Genomic DNA, 16,535 nt, shown 5'->3' on the forward strand with positions numbered 1-16,535 from the left:
GCATCGCTTCAGCGATGCCAGCAAACCTTTCGGCACAAACGTCGGCTTTAGCCGCTGAGGTTTAGCTTTTCGCTCTTGCAGGCAAGGAAGAGAAAGCGGCCGTCAGCGGCGAAAGCCAGTCCCCTTGACCGTGTTTGTTGGCGCGGCTGAAGCCGTGCCCTTCCGAAAGCAGGAAGATCGAAGGCAGCAGGGGATTAGCGTAGGACGGGCTAAAGCTCAGAAGTTTAAACTCTTGTGCGAACACCCACTCTTCCGCAAAACGCCACGAAAAAAACAGGGCACTTGATTCGAGTGGCGGTCCGTGTCGCGACGGTTAGCGCGTTGATCCGGCTAATGCCTGCAACGCATCCCCGGTCACCCGCAGGTTCAGCCACTCCCGCAGCACCTTGGCCCCGGCGTTCTCATAGAAGTCGAGCGCAGGCTGATTCCAGTCGAGGCACTCCCACTGGAAGCGCGTGCATTGCCGCTCCAGCGCAATCTGTGCCAGCCGCTGGAAGAGCGCAAGTCCGATGCCGCGCTTGCGAAACGGTTCGCGGACGTACAGGTCTTCCAGATAAAGCGCGGGCCGGCCCTCCCATGTGGAGTACTGGAAGAAGAAGAGCGCGAACCCGGCCACGGCACCGTCCCACTCCGCCATGATGCAGCGGAAGTACGGCTCCGGCCCGAAGCCGTCGCGCAGCAGATCCGCCTCCGTGGCAATGGCAGCGTCCGGCTCGTTCTCATAGATGGCCAGGTCGCGAATCAGCGCAAGAATCTCAGGCACATCGGCCGACACGGCATCACGAATCAGAAGGCTCACGGTCGGTTTCCTGGGGTGGTGCTGTTGGGTGCCGCCGGGGTGCCTGGCGTGGTCGTGCTTGCCTTTGCAGCGTCTTTCTCGGCCTTGGCTTCCGCAGCTTCCGCGTCAGCCTCAGCCTTGGCGCGGGCCGCGGCTTTCTCCTCGTTCTTTTTGGCGTCGGCGACGGCCAGGTACTTGTCAAAGGGAACGCTAAAGCCGAACAGCTCGGTATCCTTCGTCTCAGCCTTCGAGTGAATCATCTTGACGTACAGTTCCGCGCCCCGCAGCGGCGGATCATCCAGGTCCTTGATGTCGTAGAAGAGGAAGCCGCTGGCCGTGGTGTGCGGCGGAATCACTGTCTGCGAAAAGCCGAAGTCCTTGTCGTCATCCAGGATCTTCTTATCGACAGGCGTTGGCCGGTACGCGATGGGCGTGCCGGGGATGTGCTTTTCCTTGATGTCCTTGAAGCGGAACAGGCGGCGATTCAACTCGTCCGGTGTCGCCGCGGGCAGCTTCGTACCATCGGAGGCGATGAACTGGATGCGTGCCTGGTTCAGGTCCAGCGGTGCATCGCTGTCGTTGGCGATGACCAGCCGCACCGGCAGAACGCTGTGTCCCAGGTAGTCGAGCCGGAAGAAGTCACCCTGACCGCGCCCGTCGAGCGGCTCAGCGGCAATGGTGACGTGTTCCTTCTCATGCGTCTCGTGCGCGGGATAGGCGGTGGCAGCCAGCGCGGGCGGCGCTTTCTTCGCGGCGGCGAAGGCAGCAGGGCTCACCAGCAGCAGCGCGGCCAGCAGTGAGAGTCGACTTGGGGGCAGGGAAAAGCGCATATCGGTGAGACGTGCGGGCAGTCGCGCTGGTTCACGCGGCTGGCTGCGCCGTCTTGCCATTATCAGTCGGCCCGCTCGAGAGGGTAAAGTGACCTTGCGGCGGTGCAACTCTGCCACTGTGGTGATCTGCCCGGAATGATGATGCTTTACAGCCTTGCGGTGACCGTGGCGCTGGTGCTTAGCGCACCGGTGTGGGGCTGGCGCATGCTGCGGCAGGGCCGCTATCGGCAGGGTCTGCAGCAGCGTCTGGGTGATGTTCCGTTACGTCTGCGCGACTTTGTAAGGGACCGTCCCGTCCTCTGGCTGCACGCTGTCTCCGTGGGCGAGACACTGGCCGCGACCCGGCTCATCGCGGAGCTGGAAGCCGCCCTGCCGGGCTATGCCGTCGTCATCTCGACCACAACCCCCACCGGCCAGCAGGTCGCGCGCGAGCGCTTCGGCGTGGATCGTGTCTTCTTCTACCCATTGGATCTTGCCTTCGCCGTACGACCCTACCTGCGCGCCCTGCAGCCAAAGCTTGTCATCCTGATGGAGAGCGAGCTCTGGCCACGCATGCTGGTCGAGTGTGAACGCGCGGGCGTCCCCGTGGCCGTGGTGAACGCACGTGTCAGCGACCGATCCCTCCCGCGCTATATGCGTTTGCGAGTCCTCTGGAAGCCACTGCTCGGCAAGCTGTCGTTGCTGCTGGCGCAGAGCGATGAGGATGCGCGGCGCTGGCGCAGCATCGGCGCGCCCGCAGAGCGTGTGCTGTCTACCGGCAATCTCAAGTACGACATCCGTGCGGCCAACGAGACACCACTGACTGTCCTCGTCAGAAAGCATCTGCCCGCAGACGCGAGGGTGCTGGTTTGCGGCAGCACGCATGACGGTGAAGAGTCGTTGCTGCTCGATTGCTGGAAGTCCCTCTCGCAGAATCGAGTGATGATCCTTGCACCGCGCCATCCCGAGCGCACCGCCGCCGTCGAGCATCTGGCACGTGAGCGCGGACTTACGGCGACACCCCTAAGCCAATGGCGGCTTGCTGCTGCGACGACCGCGCCGGGCGCCGTCTTATTGGTCGATACCGTTGGCGAACTCTCGTCGCTCTACGCTCTCGCGACAATCGCCTTCGTCGGCGGGTCGCTCATCCCGCACGGTGGACAGAATCCCCTGGAGCCCGCGAGCTTTGGTGTGCCTGTTGTGATGGGACCGAGCTATGCGAACTTTCGCGGCATGGTCGATGCAATGGTGCAGGCGCACGCAATTCGCATGGTCGCGCGGGAAGACCTCTGCGTGTCGCTGGAGCAACTGCTGACGACGCACGATGAGGAGCTCGGAGAGCGCGGGCGTCTCTTCGCCGCATCCATGACCGGAGCAACGGATCGCACCGTCGCTGCGCTGGTTCAGTTGCTCGAGCGGGGCGCAAGATGAAGCGTCCCATACTGCTGCCATTGGTTCCGCTCTACGCAGCCGGTGTCGCCTGGAAGTCAAGCGCCTTCGACCGGCATCCGGACCGTGCGCAGCGACTGCAGCAGCCGGTCATCAGCGTAGGCAGTCTTTCCGCTGGCGGAGCCGGGAAGACACCCTTCGTCATTGCACTCGGCGAGGCCCTGCGCCGCGCCGGTCATGGTATCGACGTCCTGTCGCGCGGCTACGGCCGCACGTCGGACGAGGTCCTGCGTGTGAATCCACTGGGCAGCGCGGCCGACTTTGGCGATGAGCCCTTGCTGATCGCCCAACGGCTCGGCTGCCCCGTCTATGTCGCACGCAAACGCTTCGATGCCGGCCGATGGGCGGAGCGCGATCGACACCATCTTCGCGAGGACAAGACCCTCTCGCTGCACCTGCTCGATGACGGCTTTCAGCATCGGCAACTCGCACGCGCGGTCGACATCGTGCTCTTCACCGCGGACGATGCGCGCGACACGCTGCTGCCCGCAGGTGATCTGCGCGAGCCGTTGCGTGCGCTTCGCCGTGCGTCGATCATCGCTCTGCGCGCAGATGAGGCGGATGCATTGCGGCCGTTGCTGGATCGCTTCAACAAGGGAAAAGCAGTGCCGCCAATCTGGATCGCAGATCGGGCATTCGCCTTGGTTGAGGGGCAACCAGCGAGCAAGCCTTTGGCCTTCTGTGGCATCGCTCGCCCCGATGGCTTTCGTGCTTCGCTCACGAGCAAGCATGTCTCGCCCGCAGACTTTGTTGCACTGCGCGACCATCAGGCCTATGACGCGCCGACGATTCAAAGGCTCATCGCACGTGCGAAGGCATGCCATGCCAACGGCTTCGTAACGACAGCCAAGGATGCGGTGAAGCTCACGCCGCCCTTGCGTCGCTTGCTGGAGGATGTGGGGCCGCTGTCTGTCGGCGATGTGCGAGTCACGTTGCGGGATGAAACCCGGTGCGTCGCCGATCTGATCGCGCAGGTGCAGACATGGTGGTCGAAGTTATGAGCGAGCCTATGCGCATCCTGATCGTCCGCGTTGGTGCGATGGGCGATGTACTGCATGCCATGCCTGCTGTTGCTGCATTGCGCAAAGCAGTGCCCGATGCGGAGATTGGCTGGGCGATTGAGCCGAAGTGGTCACCGCTATTACGCGCAGGGGAGGATGCTCTGCCATCCTCCCCCGCGATGCCGCTGGTGGACCGTGTGCATCTTGTGGCGACGAAGGAGTGGTCGAAGAAGCCGTTCTCATTGGCCACGCTGCGCAGTGTGCTCGCGCTGCGCCGGGAACTGCGTGCGCGGCACTACGACATCGCCATCGATCTGCAGGGCTCCATCCGCTCGTCGGTGATTGCACGCATGAGTGGTGCGCGCCGCGTCGTAGGCAGTGCCACCACACGCGAGTCGCAGGCACGCTGGCTCTACAGCCAGAGCGTGGGCCTGCAACGCGCCCATGTGGTGGAGCAGGCAGCGGAGATCGTCTCTGCCGTACTGGAATCGCCGGTCAAATCTGCCATCGCGCCGCTACCCATCGATCCGGCAGCAGAGCAGTGGTGCCACGATCTCCTGCGAGATCGCCCTCACGGCCCCTTGGTGGTGTTAGCTCCTACCGCCGGATGGGGTGCCAAGGAGTGGCCCGCCGAGCGATACCGTGCTGTCGCGCAGGCGCTCGCCGCGCGGGGATGCACGGTGCTTGTGAACGCGTCGCCCGTTGGTATCGATGCCGTGGCGGATCTCGTCGTTGCGGGCAGCAATGGCGCAGCATCGGCGGTGGCCTGCACGCTGCCGCAACTCACGTCGCTGCTTCGCCACACATCGGTACTCATCGCAGGTGACTCCGGCCCGCTGCATCTCGCGGCCGCGCTGCGCGTGCCCGTCGTCAGCATCTTCGGACCGACCGACCCAGTGCGGACCGGGCCATGGGGATCGCCCTCGCGTGTCCTGCGCCATGCCACCAGCATCACCGACCATCGACGTCATCGCGAGCCCGAGGCCGGGCTGTTGCAGATCGGTGTCGAACAGGTTGTGAGTGCCGCAGAAAGCCTTCTGCTGCTCGCGCGTGGATAATGACAGAGGCATGGCAGCAGAGATGAGCAGAGGCGAGCGGTTGGTGAGGCGCATACGTGTGCCGTTGGGTTTCGTCTTTGCGGCGATTTTTCTGTGGCGTGCAAGGCCTTCAATGACGTCGCTGGCGCTCAGTCTGTTGCTGGTGATTCCCGGCCTGTGGCTGCGTGGCTATGCTGCGGGTTATGTGAAGAAGAACGCAGAACTCACGCAGACCGGCCCCTACGCCTACACACGCAACCCGCTCTATCTGGGCTCCATCCTGGCAGCCTTTGGCTTCGCCTTTGCGTCGCGGCAGTGGTACCTGGTGGTGCTGCTGGCGGTGCTGTTCCTTGTGATCTATGGGCCGGTGATCCTGTCGGAGGAGCGTTTTCTACGAGGTCATTTCCCCGACTTTGATGCCTATGCCGCGCGTGTCCCGCGTCTGCTGCCACGGCTGACCGCAGCGCCCACAGGCCAAAGCGCGCCAGTCGCGGCGTTTTCACCCGAGCGATACCGCAAACACCGCGAGTACAATTCTGTGATGGGCGCGGCTGCCCTGTACGCTACGCTGCTTCTGCTCATGTTCGCCCGCATGCACTATGGCGCGCACTGAAGGGATGCAGTTTCAGACCAATGAGAAGGGGCAACGACGGCTTGCAATCGCTTAGAAAAGCCCTTCTGCTGGCAGCGTGCCTGCTCGTCTCCAGTGCTCGCGCACAGAAGGAAGGCGTGCCTCCTGCCTCTGCGCCGCCCGTGATCCCGCCCATGCAGGGCTATAGCTTTCCGCAACATCAGACACTGACCTTCGCAGTCGACTGGCGCGTCTTCACCGCCGGCAGTGTCACCTTCCAGTTAGACCAGCAGGGACCGTTGATGAAGGTGGGGGCGACGGCTGACACGGTGGGCGCGACCAATATGATCTACCAGGTCATCGACCGCTTCCAGTCCAGCTTCAACATGGCAACCGGCTGCTCCGCAGGCTTCAGCAAACAGACACAGGAGGGCCGTCGCAAGGTCTCCAGCGACCTGGTCTTTACGCCCGGTGCAACGGCTCCCGCACCCGGCAGCAGCTCCACGCCGGTGCTTGGAACGCAGAGCCTCAACGAACGCAACCTGGTGAAGAACACGACCAAGCACCAGGAAGGTCAGATTCCCGCGTGCGCGATTGATTCGCTCTCGGGAATCTTCTACGTCGGCTCGCAGAAGCTGACCGTGGGCCAGGACTTCAAGCTGCCACTGGCCGATGCGATGCGTACTGTCGCCGTCACCATGAAGGTCGAGGCGCGTGAGGATGTGAAGACACCGGCCGGCACCTTCAGTGCGATCCGCGTCCAGCCAACGGCGGATGCCGGTGTGGTGAAGAACCGCGGCACCATCACCATCTGGTACTCCGACGACGCGCGGCATCTCCCCGTGCAGATCCGCGCCAAGCTGCTGTGGGGAACCATCACGTTCCACCTGCAGTCCGTCTCCTAGACGCTCTTCGGTCCCATCATAACCATTGGCATCCTGAGCGGAGCGCAGCGTAGTCGAAGGATGCATTCCGCTTGTGCAGCCATCGATGTGGTGAGGTCCGACCGTGCGTCGTGGAGCAGCCGCAGGGCGGAATACAGTCCTTCGACTGCACTCCGCTGACGCTCCATTCGCTCAGGATGACACCGGGGACGGCGGAAGACGATCGGCTAGCCCGGGGGCCACGTCATCGAACGCCCGCCCAGCACATGCAGGTGCAGATGATCGACGGTCTGGCCGCCGTCTGCGCCGGTGTTAGCAACCACTCGGAAGCCATTGGACAGGTCTTCCTGCCCGGCCACCTTCGCAGCCGTCAGCATCAGGTGTCCCAGCAACGCTTCGTGGCTTTCCAGAGCATGTGCGGTCGATGCGATGTGCTCTTTCGGGATCACCAGCACATGGACAGGCGCGGCCGGATGAAGATCGCGAAAGGCAAGTGCGCGGTCGTCCTCAAAGACTTTGGTTGACGGGATGGTCCCGGCAACAATGCGGCAGAAGATGCAGTCAGCAGCCATATCTAGAAGTGTAGCGACTCCAGGTTCGCATTGGGATCGAGTCCAAGCAGAACGGGGACTGTGAGCATGCGCAGTCGAGGAAATCGTATGATAGCGACCGACCACGCGAGCAAGATCGACGCCTTCATACTGATGCGCGATCCGGTTCCTCATTCCAATGGTTCGACCGAGTTCTGAGCGTCCGTTGTCCTGCAGCAAATCCGGATCTTCATCGCGTATTCGCTTGGCGATCTCTCCGAGAACTTCGAGCTGCCGAATGACGACGTCCTGAGCAAACCTCGCGGATAGTGTCTCGCATGCATCGCGTTGTGACCAGAACGAAAGGCTAGTCCAGCCGCACCAGGTACGCCTGCGCGTCGGGCTCTGCAGCATGAATTGCGGACGCGATCTGCAGCGCCTGTGTGCGCGATGCGCTGATGGGATTGATGCGAACCCAGTGGCCGGTCGGTCCCTGGAACTCGATGACCTTTGCGCTGGTGGCGTAGCGTCGTTGCAGATCGCTCTGCAGGCGCCAGGCGTTGTTCTTATCGAGGAAGGCCCCGATCTGGACGCACCACTTACCACCCAGGTCGGCGCCGGGGCGCTGTTCGAGCACCTCAACCCGCACCTTCGCCAGGCCCATCCGGTAGATGCCTGTCTCTTTCGCGGCTGCAAGCGACAGGTCGATCAGGCGTCCGTGCACGAACGGTCCACGGTCGGTGATCTTGACGGTCACGCTCTGCGATGTGGTTAGGTTGGTTACCCGAACCACCGTGCCCATGGGCAGCGTGCGGTGCGCGGCGGTCATTGCATTCTGGTCGTAGACCTCGCCGTTCGCGCCCTGGCGGTTGTGGTAGGGCGGACCATACCAACTGGCCAATCCAGTCTCGGTAGAGTTTGTGTGACCCGAGGCGATTGCGTTGTCATCGACGTTCGGATCCGGGATGGCGTAGGAGGGCAGCGGCCCGCCGTGCAGGCCACGCTGCGCGGTGCTGGTTGAGGGTGCCGCTCGCGATGGGGAACGGGTGGGCGGCGGCGGTGGATAGTGACGACTGACCTTCGCCTTGTGGTGGCAGCCGGTGGTCAGCAGAGCCACGAAAAGCGCCATGCATGCGAAGGCGCACCGGTGCACCAGCAGCCCGGTGTCCGAGCGGTTGCCGGTATTACTTGCGGTCATCCATCTTCTCCGCCAGCTTGCTGAGCTGCTCTGCGGCAGACCGCAGGGCGCTGGAGCTGTGCTGGCGTACTTCCGGAACCACTTCATCGTTCAGATAACGGATGAGCCGCTTCACCTCGGCCTCGGCGCGCTCTGCGGCATCGGTTACTTCCTTGTTCCAGTCCGTCATGGTCAGCTCCTTTGCGCGCGGGGTGGGGCCGCTGGCGCAGGTTCCCCCAGTAATTAGAGCGAAGTCCACAGGCGTCACTTCGTGGAAATACGACCGCAGTGCCGCGTTGGTTACTGGCCGTGCGAGCACCTTTTTGAACTCAACTCACCCGAAAGGGCTATTCAGCGCGGCCGTCCACTATGCAACTTAGTGGGTCTTCAGGGACTCAAAGTACTAAATCACGTGAAACGCGGGCCTTCGAGGCATGCCTCACCACTACCAAAGGAAATACATGACTCGTTCGCTCTCGCTCGCAGCACTGCTCGCATTCGCACCGATCCTCACGGCCCAGTCTGTTCCTGCGTCACCCTCCATGACCCCACTCCAGGTGGCGTCGGTGGAGACGCCTTCGCTCCTGCCGACCGAGGCTGGTATGTCTTCCAGCAACCTGCCCGATGCGCCCAGCGCCGTGGCTGCTATGGCCGCTGAACCAATGGAAGCCGCAGCACCTGCGTTTGATTTTGGCCAGGCACCCTCCGGCGTAGGCACTGGCGCGGTTGCACCCCGATTCTCGACCATCATTCTGCCGGGTCAGACCGCAGTGCCACTGCATGGCATGGAGAAGGTCGTCTACGGTCTGCACGATTCGTTCAACCTGACGCAGCTTGCCGGCATCACCATCTCCGCAGGCTGGTCGCAGCTGATTGACTCGCAGCCGCACTACGGTCGGGACGCGGAAGCCTTTGGCAAGCGGGAAGGTGTTGCAGCCCTTCGCAGCACCGTGCAAACCCTGGCAACCGACGCAGTGTTCTCGCCCATGTTTCACGATGACCCTCGGTATTACGCGCTCGGCGACGGCCATAGCTTTGTTAACCGCGTCGTCTATGCGGCATCGCGCGTTGTGGTCACGCGGTCGTCGTACAGCATGAAGAACAAGATCAATGTGCCACTGCTGCTGGGCTACGGTTCGGCTGCCGGTCTCAACAATCTCTACTACCCGGATGGAGATCGTGGCGGCAAGAACACCATGGAGAACTGGGGCACGTCGCTGGTTGGCGCCGCTCTCGGCTTTGAAGTCAGCGAGTTTCTCGATGACGCGCTGAAGATGGTTCACCTGCGTAAGTAGTCGATATACCCAGCGACATATCGCGCCAAAGGGTCAGCCATATTGGCTGGCCCTTTGCTTCGAAGGAAGGGCGCAGATTCCCGTTCGCTGCTCGTCCTCGCACTTCGCTGCGCTATGTTGCGGTTCGGTAAATCCCCCTGCCCAATCAGAGCCTGTGCAGTTAGCCTCGAGGAGGCTCAAACCGCTGTAACTGTGCGGGTTCGCCGATAAGATTAGAGACGTACCAGTGCACCGGAGCATCCTAATCTCGTCATAGGAAGCGTTCGGAATCCACCGTACGCAGCACCATCATTTTCAGGAGAAGCAATGGCCAAGGCATCGAAGCTCGCAGAAAAGTCCCTCACACTCGTCGCAAAGGCAGGTTGGGCGGTGTTTGAAAAGCTGAACGCGTTCAGCCCAAACGCCTCATTCACGCCGCGCTGGTCGGACAAGCCCCTGCTCAAGAGCTACCAGAAGGAGAAGCCGCCCCTCGGCTGGCCGCGTACCACTGACTCTCTTTGCCCGCGTTGCGTTCCCGAGATCCGTCAGCAGATCATCGACGGCAAGCTCCCCCACGAGATCCTGCTGAACGAGAAGGTCGGCGAGATCAAGGCGCAGATCATCGAGCGCGACGGTCAGATCCTGATGGTGAAGGACTGCCCGATTCACGGCCACTTCGAAGACGTTATGTCCATCGATCCGCCGATGATGCAGCACCTGGAAGAAGTCTTCCCCGGCCGCGACATCCGCGCGCACAACGATGAGAAGCTGCACAACCACGGCACGTCGACTGTTACCCACGGCCGCGGTTCGGTTCTCACGATCGATCTGACCAACCGTTGCAACATGATGTGCGATCCCTGCTTCATGGACGCGAACCAGGTCGGCTTCGTTCACGAACTGACATGGGACGAGATCAAGACCATGCTGGACAACGCCGTCCAGATCAAGCCCAAGCGCCAGATGTCCGTGCAGTTCTCCGGTGGTGAGCCGACGCTGAGCCCGTACTTCCTGGATGCTGTCGCTTACGCCCGTAAGGTCGGTTACACCTCCGTGCAGGCTGCGACCAACGGCATCGAGTTCGCCAAGAGCAAGGAATTCGCAAAGGCAGCGGCAGAAGCCGGTCTGCGTTACGCCTACCTGCAGTTCGACGGCATCGGCAACGCAGCCAACAGCCACCGCAAGGTCGGCAACTCGTTCGACGTGAAGCTGCAGGCCATTCACAATCTGCACGAGGCCGGCGTCGACATCGTTCCCGTCACCTGCATCATCAACGGCATCAACAACGAGCAGGTTGGCCGCATCATCGAGTTCGCGCTCGACAACCCGAAGAAGATCAACTTCCTCTCGTTCCAGCCGGTCTCCTTCACGGGCCGCGATGAGGCTGTCAGCGATGAGCGCCGCATGGCGCAGCGCTACACCCTGAGCCACCTGGCACACGACGTCAAGACGCAGACTGGCCTCGGCGAGTCCACGCGCGACTGGTTCCCCATCTCGTTCATGTCGACGTTCTCCGACTGGGCCGATCTGGTTCACGGACCGGATCACGACTGGGGCCAGCTCTCCTGCGGTTGCCACCCGAACTGCGGTATCGGCATGGCCCTGATGATCGATAAGGAAACCAAGGAAGCCGTTCCCGTCACCGCATTCCTCAACGCCGATCGTCTGGCGAAGGACGTTGCGAAGGTGAACGACGCTGCCCGCGGCAAGTTCCTCTCGATCCTGGGTGTGTCGCTTGCGCTGCTGCGCAATTACGATCCGTCCAAGGCACCGACCCACTTCAAGATCAAGGATCTGCTCCTGAAGTTCGACAAGTGCTTCGGCGCCACCGGCCGTAACTACGGCAAGGTGACTGCAGACCGCACCATGGAAGACATCAAGATGCGCCGCGCGGATCGTTGGAACTTCCTCTTCATCGCCGGCATGTGGTTCCAGGATCTGTTCAACTACGACTTCCGTCGCACCGAGCAGTGCATCATCCCGTACGCCACGCAGGAAGGTGAGATCAGCTTCTGCGCGTACAACACGGGCGTTGGCTGGCGCAACATCATCGAGAAGATGCACATGACGTCGTCCCTCACCAAGTGGTACGAGGAGCACGGCCGTCACGAGATCTTCGCCGGTGGCAAGAAGGTTTCGATCGAGAAACAGGAGAAGTACGACCTGGTTCTGAACGAGGCGCACGTCAACTCGGCTGCAAACGACACCTTCGACAAGAGCGGTATCGCCAAGAATGCGCGCGAAGAGAAGATCCGCGCACGCGACGCGAAGCTGAAGCAGGATGCAGAGAACGCCCGCATGGCGAAGCTCTACCGCAAGGAAATCCTGAAGGAACCCGAGACCCCCGGCGGCTTCGTCGCCATCGGCGAGATCGGTGGACTCGGCGGCATCAAGCCAGCAGCGCCCGCTCCGGCAGCTTCGAACGTCGAAGTCGTCAACATGATCAACAAGGACGAGCTCGTCGCAGGCGACTAGTTATTCCCCGCATCAAGCAGTGCAAAGGCCGCCCGAAAGGGCGGCCTTCCTGTTGCTCATCATCACTTGATCAACTGGGAATACACGCGCTCCAGCGCCACCGGGCTTACGCTCACCTTGCCGCGGAAGGGATTGTCCAGTGTCGCGATCAGGAAGATCATCAGACCCAGCAGGCCGCTCATCAATGCCGTCATCCAGACGTGCATGCTGAAGCTGCGCAGGTCAAAGAACATGGTCGTCGTAATCGAGACAAGCGCGCCGAGGATGACCATCCACCACATGGAGCGCGGCAGTGAGGTCGTCACGCTGTCCAGCCGCGCGCGGCGGCTTTCGACCAGTTCGTTGAACTGGTGATAACTCTCCTGATAGATGACCTGCTGGCCAGACGTCTGCGGCGAATACTGCAGCATGTGCTCCTGCAGGTGATCGATAAAGACGCCGGACCCACTCGGCACAAGTCCCCTGCGCTGCTGCGGCCAGCTATGGTCGATGACTTCAAGAACATAGTCCTTCAAATCCTGACGAAGCTCGGAACGAACCGGCTCGGGATAGCTGCTGACATCGCGGTAGAGCGACGCAACGTTTTGCGCCTCGTGGTCGACCTTGTCCTGAATGGCGGAGTAGTTGTTCCATGTGCCAATGGCGACCAGGCCCAGCGTCACGCCGTAGAAGACAGTGATCGCCGCGAGAAAGTAACCGACGATGTCATTGTGCGAGTGATCCTCGCGATGCACGCGCTTCACAAAGTCGCGTGACAGGTAAGTGCCGAGGACGCCGAAAAGAACAAAGGCAACTGTGCAAAGAACTCCAAAAAGCCAGTTGGGAATGCTGTAAATCCAGTAAAGCGTCATTTGAAAAAGACTCATTCAGGGGGAAGATGCGAACGCGGTTCCATGTGGTGTCCGTCGTTAGGCAGATGCGATGCAGAACAAAGGAGGTGTACCGCAGCCGGTCGGCCGGCATTCCTTCTCTCGCGTTCATCACTTGCCGCGCATATTTGACGTGACCTTCCGCAGGGCAAGGCGTACTTTGGGTGCGAATACGAACAGAGGGAGAGGAACGCCATGAGCACACCACCGCAGGCAGCACCCCCGATGGATCAGATCAAGCAGGCCATGCGCGCCACGTGGATGGCCGGCGACTTCGGGGTGATTGCGAAGACGATCGAAGGCAGTGCGCAGGAACTGGTGCGCCGGCTCGCCATACCGCCGGGACAGCATGTGCTGGATGTGGCCACGGGCACAGGTAATGTAGCGCTGCCGCTGGCTCGTTCCGGCTGCATCGTCGCCGGCGTGGACATTGCGCCAAACCTGCTGGAACAGGCGCGCGCACGTGCCGCGGAGGCAGGCCTGACGATCCAGTTCGATGAGGGAGATGCAGAGGCGATGCCATATCCCGATGCCAGCTTCGACGCAGTGACCACAATGTTCGGAGCAATGTTTGCGCCACGACCGGAGCGCGTCGCGGCAGAATTGGCCCGAGTGCTGAAACCAGGTGGCCTGTTGGCGATGGCCAACTGGAATCCCGAGAGCTTCACTGGCAGAATGTTCCGCACCGGCGCGAAGCATGTACCGCCGCCACCGGGTGTTCCACCGCCCGTACAGTGGGGCGATCCAGAGAAGGCGCGCGAGCGTCTTAGCGCCGGCTTCGACGATATCCAGACCGAACTGATCCCGCTGAACTTCGAGATGGATACAAACGTTGCGGGCGCGGTCGAAACCTTCCGCACATACTTTGGTCCGACCAAGATGGCCTTCGCGCGGTTGGATGACGCCGGCAAGTCCGCGCTCGAGGCGGACCTTGTGGATCTATGGACTTCCGCGAACACCGCAGCCGATCCGGACCATGCAACGGTTGTTCCCAACACCTATCTGCTGGTCACCGCCCGGAAGCGATAGGCCTACGCCAGCGCCGACAGCAGTGCCTGGATATCGCCCTCGTGGTTGTACACAGAGGGTGAGACCCGCATGCGTCCCGGGTTCAGCGAGACATCGACGTTTGCGGCCTTCAGCTTTGCAGCCGTCTTTGCTGCATCCGCCACACGGAAGCTGAGGATGGACGCACCCGCATCCTCCGGCGTGATGCACTCATAGCCCAGTCGCGGCATCTCTCGGCGCAGCGTGGTGTTCAGGGTGTGTGCGTGTGCCTGGATGTTGGCAACGCCCATGCGCTGGATCCACGGCAGGGAATCACTCAGCGTTGCCAGCACCGCATTCGCATACGTTCCCAGTTCGAAGAAGCCTGCGGCCGTCTGCAGTTGATCGAACGTGGCAGGGTACGGCCCGGGCGGGTCTCCCGGCAGTGCGTGATACTGCATCTCGCTAAACTGCCGGAAGCTCCACTGCGTGCGTTCCAGCGTCGGCAGCACGTCCGCGCGCGCATACAGAAAGCCGAGTCCGAAGTCGCCCATCAGCCACTTGTAACTTGCCGATGCAAGGAAGTCGACGCCACTCGCGCGGACATCGATGGGCATACAGCCTGCCGCCTGTACGGCATCCAGGAACAGCTTCGCACCATGCGCATGCGCAAGGTCGGCAAGCCACTTCGCATCATGAGTGAAGCCGTTGATCCATGACACCTGCGAGACGGCTATCAGTCGCGTGTTCTTGTCGACCGCACGTTCGATGTCAGCCCTGTCGATCACCCATCCGCGCGGCTTCACGATGCGAACGTCCACGCCGCGCTTCCTCAGTTCGCTGTAGAGATACAGCGAGCCCTCGAAGTGCATGGCATCTGTCACGATGTTAGGCTGCGGCCCGGAGGTCGCGGGACGCGTGAGTCCAAGTGCGGCAACCACCAGGTTCTCACCCGCCGTGGTGCTGTTCACAAAGGCAACTTCATCGGCATGCGCGTTGATGAGCGAAGCGAAGCCCTGACGTACTGCGATCGATGTGGGGCTCGTCAGGCTGGTCTGGTTAAAGACACCGCGCGCCTTGTAGTCCAGATAGGATTCCGTCGCTTTGCGTGCACTGTTGCTTAGCGGATGCCAGCGCGCGTTGTTCAGACACACCTCGAACTGCGGTGTCACGAAGGCATCGCGAACAGGCAATGTTGTCGCGCCCTCCGCGCTTGCGATCGGAGCGGAAAGAAGCGACTTTGCTGCAACTATCGCGGCACCACTGTTCTTTATGAGCGATCGTCTCGAGAGCATGTGCCTCACAGGTTATTTGGGTAGTGAGGTTAATTATCCTTCACCGCGATGCCCATCAACTCAAACCGCGCACCAAACAGCAGCGTGCCCGAGCCAAGAAAGGCGCGGGGTGGCAGGGGACCGGTAAAGTACGTGCGATAGATCGCGTTGAAGGATTCCCACAACGACACGTCAGAGCTGAACACCTGTAACGAGACGAGATCATCCATCGTCATCCCTGCCATGGCAAGCACGCCCTGCAGGTCGCGCAGTACGGCATGCGCTTCCTCTTCCATGGTGTCGGGAATGGTCGTTGTTCCCGGCACGAAGCCAATGCGGCCGGAGATGTAAAGGGTCTTGCCGTCGATCAGAACGGCGTCGGCAAAGGGATACTGCGGATTGCGTGCGAAGTACTCGCGGCTCACAGGGCACTCCTTGAAATGCGAGAATGCCCTTGAGTGTAGCGGAGGCGCTTAGTTCTTCTTCAGGTCGTCGACCATCTTTAGGAAGACGTCGGTCGTTCGCAGGTCGGCGAACTCCTTGTCATGCAGCAGCCGGTTGCGATCGTTGAAGCCTTCACCGATAGCCTTGCGCAGATAGTCCAGCGCCATGGCGCGGCTGCCCGCCTGCGCGTAGGTCATGGCCATGTGATAGTGCAGCTCGCTCGCGGCATCGGCCTTTGACGTGGTCTGAATGCCGGTGTGAGCGCTGTGCTCCAGGATCTGCGGGTCAATGGCAAGGGCTTCCTTGTAGGCCGCATCACCCTTCTTGTACTTGCGTTGCGTGTAGTACAGCGCACCCAGATTCTGCAGGGTGTTGGCCGCGTGCGGCTTTAGCTTCAATGCCTTCTTGTACATCTTTTCCGCGCGGCCCAGGTCGCCCAGGCTATGGAAGAGTGTGCCCATGTTGTTATAGGCCTCGGCGTAGCCGGGGTTGATCTTCAGTGCGGCTTCGAAGCTGCTCCGCGCGCGGTCGAACATCAGCATGTGTTCGCAGGCGATGCCGGTCTTGTTAAGGATCGGTGCAGTCGGCGGCAGTTGCTCAAAGACTCGGATCGCGGCAAGATAGCGACCTCGCGCCATCATCACGTCGCCAATGCCTTCGCTCGGCGGCAGCGAGAGCGCGGGCTCTGAGGCTGCGGCAGGCGTGGGTGCCGGGGCGGCGACAGGCTGCGTGCCCGTGGCTTGTTGAGAAAACAGGTTTACCGGGAGAAGGAGTGCTAGCGTGATCAGGGTCGTTCGGAGTGGGGATACCATAACGCCTCCCATACAACTGGGGCTCAGGACAGATATAGTGCGCCGGTGCATGCGAACTTCGCAAGTACTGTTTGCAGAGCGAAACAAGGCTCCCGAGGGTGACAGGATGGGGAGATAAAAGTCGCTCGTGGCGACATGGAAATCAGCTGTTCGCAGAGGCTGCG

At 61.6% G+C, this 16,535-nt stretch carries 17 protein-coding genes and 1 pseudogene; 8 read left to right on the forward strand and 10 right to left on the reverse strand.

The window, feature by feature from the left end; translation table 11 throughout:
- Positions 1 to 313: 313 nt before the first annotated feature.
- Together BLW03_RS13055 and BLW03_RS13060 are read right to left on the reverse strand one after the other, a co-directional pair.
- On the reverse strand, positions 314 to 799 hold the full coding sequence (locus BLW03_RS13055) for a GNAT family N-acetyltransferase (RefSeq protein ID WP_074654477.1): 486 nt from the start codon (positions 797 to 799) through the stop codon (positions 314 to 316).
- Positions 796 to 1,668: a hypothetical protein gene (locus BLW03_RS13060; RefSeq protein ID WP_244502075.1), complete on the reverse strand. Its 873-nt coding sequence runs from the start codon at positions 1,666 to 1,668 to the stop codon at positions 796 to 798. The genes BLW03_RS13055 and BLW03_RS13060 overlap by 4 nt, the downstream gene beginning before the upstream one ends.
- Before the next feature lie 75 nt (positions 1,669 to 1,743).
- Between BLW03_RS13060 and BLW03_RS13065 the strand changes: the two genes are divergently transcribed.
- Genes BLW03_RS13065 through BLW03_RS13085 form a run of 5 tightly spaced genes read left to right on the forward strand, consistent with a single transcriptional unit; the run spans position 1,744 to position 6,550 of the window.
- Positions 1,744 to 3,018: a 3-deoxy-D-manno-octulosonic acid transferase gene (locus BLW03_RS13065; protein ID WP_074654478.1), complete on the forward strand. Its 1,275-nt coding sequence runs from the start codon at positions 1,744 to 1,746 to the stop codon at positions 3,016 to 3,018.
- Positions 3,015 to 4,037: a tetraacyldisaccharide 4'-kinase gene (gene lpxK / locus BLW03_RS13070; protein ID WP_074654479.1), complete on the forward strand. Its 1,023-nt coding sequence runs from the start codon at positions 3,015 to 3,017 to the stop codon at positions 4,035 to 4,037. The genes BLW03_RS13065 and lpxK overlap by 4 nt, the downstream gene beginning before the upstream one ends.
- Positions 4,034 to 5,095, forward strand: a complete 1,062-nt coding sequence (gene waaC / locus BLW03_RS13075) for a lipopolysaccharide heptosyltransferase I (protein ID WP_074654480.1) — start codon at positions 4,034 to 4,036, stop codon at positions 5,093 to 5,095. The genes lpxK and waaC overlap by 4 nt, the downstream gene beginning before the upstream one ends.
- 22 nt (positions 5,096 to 5,117) lie before the next feature.
- Positions 5,118 to 5,687, forward strand: coding sequence for a methyltransferase family protein (locus BLW03_RS13080; RefSeq protein ID WP_074656002.1), 570 nt, complete (start codon positions 5,118 to 5,120; stop codon positions 5,685 to 5,687).
- A gap of 41 nt (positions 5,688 to 5,728) precedes the next feature.
- Complete coding sequence (locus tag BLW03_RS13085; protein ID WP_432279816.1) at positions 5,729 to 6,550, forward strand: DUF3108 domain-containing protein; 822 nt, start codon at positions 5,729 to 5,731, stop codon at positions 6,548 to 6,550.
- Positions 6,551 to 6,756: 206 nt separating this feature from the next.
- On the opposite strand, the gene BLW03_RS21055 is transcribed toward BLW03_RS13085, so the two are convergent.
- The 4 genes and pseudogenes from BLW03_RS21055 to BLW03_RS21060 all read right to left on the reverse strand — a co-directional run bounded on the left by BLW03_RS21055 (position 6,757) and on the right by BLW03_RS21060 (position 8,555).
- Entirely contained in the window at positions 6,757 to 7,101 is a 345-nt protein-coding gene (locus BLW03_RS21055; RefSeq protein WP_074656003.1) for a histidine triad nucleotide-binding protein, read from the reverse strand.
- Positions 7,102 to 7,212: 111 nt separating this feature from the next.
- Positions 7,213 to 7,473, reverse strand: a pseudogene (locus BLW03_RS21350) (HepT-like ribonuclease domain-containing protein); the annotation flags it as partial.
- The gene (locus BLW03_RS13100; RefSeq protein ID WP_074654482.1) at positions 7,427 to 8,257 is read right to left on the reverse strand and encodes a septal ring lytic transglycosylase RlpA family protein; all 831 of its coding nucleotides are present in this window, start codon (positions 8,255 to 8,257) and stop codon (positions 7,427 to 7,429) included. The pseudogene BLW03_RS21350 and the gene BLW03_RS13100, both read right to left, overlap by 47 nt.
- Positions 8,244 to 8,555: a hypothetical protein gene (locus BLW03_RS21060; protein WP_244502076.1), complete on the reverse strand. Its 312-nt coding sequence runs from the start codon at positions 8,553 to 8,555 to the stop codon at positions 8,244 to 8,246. Before BLW03_RS21060 ends, BLW03_RS13100 begins: the two co-directional genes overlap by 14 nt.
- 142 nt (positions 8,556 to 8,697) lie before the next feature.
- Here BLW03_RS21060 and BLW03_RS13110 point away from each other — a divergent pair, with 142 nt between their 5' ends.
- Together BLW03_RS13110 and BLW03_RS13115 are read left to right on the forward strand one after the other, a co-directional pair.
- Positions 8,698 to 9,531, forward strand: a complete 834-nt coding sequence (locus BLW03_RS13110) for a hypothetical protein (RefSeq protein ID WP_074654484.1) — start codon at positions 8,698 to 8,700, stop codon at positions 9,529 to 9,531.
- A gap of 306 nt (positions 9,532 to 9,837) precedes the next feature.
- Positions 9,838 to 11,985, forward strand: a complete 2,148-nt coding sequence (locus BLW03_RS13115; RefSeq protein ID WP_074654485.1) for a radical SAM protein — start codon at positions 9,838 to 9,840, stop codon at positions 11,983 to 11,985.
- 62 nt (positions 11,986 to 12,047) lie between these two features.
- On the opposite strand, the gene BLW03_RS13120 is transcribed toward BLW03_RS13115, so the two are convergent.
- Positions 12,048 to 12,851, reverse strand: a complete 804-nt coding sequence (locus tag BLW03_RS13120; protein ID WP_083350521.1) for a bestrophin-like domain — start codon at positions 12,849 to 12,851, stop codon at positions 12,048 to 12,050.
- A 198-nt stretch (positions 12,852 to 13,049) separates the two neighbouring features.
- Between BLW03_RS13120 and BLW03_RS13125 the strand changes: the two genes are divergently transcribed.
- The gene (locus tag BLW03_RS13125) at positions 13,050 to 13,883 is read left to right on the forward strand and encodes a class I SAM-dependent methyltransferase (RefSeq protein ID WP_074654487.1); all 834 of its coding nucleotides are present in this window, start codon (positions 13,050 to 13,052) and stop codon (positions 13,881 to 13,883) included.
- Between the two features lie 2 nt (positions 13,884 to 13,885).
- Here BLW03_RS13125 and BLW03_RS13130 read toward each other — a convergent pair whose 3' ends face one another.
- Genes BLW03_RS13130 through BLW03_RS13140 form a run of 3 tightly spaced genes read right to left on the reverse strand, consistent with a single transcriptional unit; the run spans position 13,886 to position 16,371 of the window.
- Positions 13,886 to 15,136: an aminotransferase class V-fold PLP-dependent enzyme gene (locus BLW03_RS13130; protein ID WP_074654488.1), complete on the reverse strand. Its 1,251-nt coding sequence runs from the start codon at positions 15,134 to 15,136 to the stop codon at positions 13,886 to 13,888.
- A 29-nt stretch (positions 15,137 to 15,165) separates the two neighbouring features.
- Positions 15,166 to 15,540, reverse strand: coding sequence for a RidA family protein (locus BLW03_RS13135; RefSeq protein WP_074654489.1), 375 nt, complete (start codon positions 15,538 to 15,540; stop codon positions 15,166 to 15,168).
- A gap of 48 nt (positions 15,541 to 15,588) precedes the next feature.
- Positions 15,589 to 16,371, reverse strand: a complete 783-nt coding sequence (locus BLW03_RS13140; RefSeq protein ID WP_074654490.1) for a tetratricopeptide repeat protein — start codon at positions 16,369 to 16,371, stop codon at positions 15,589 to 15,591.
- Positions 16,372 to 16,535: the final 164 nt, after the last annotated feature.

The organism is Terriglobus roseus (genome assembly GCF_900105625.1).
Classification (GTDB): Bacteria; Acidobacteriota; Terriglobia; order Terriglobales; family Acidobacteriaceae; genus Terriglobus; species Terriglobus roseus_B.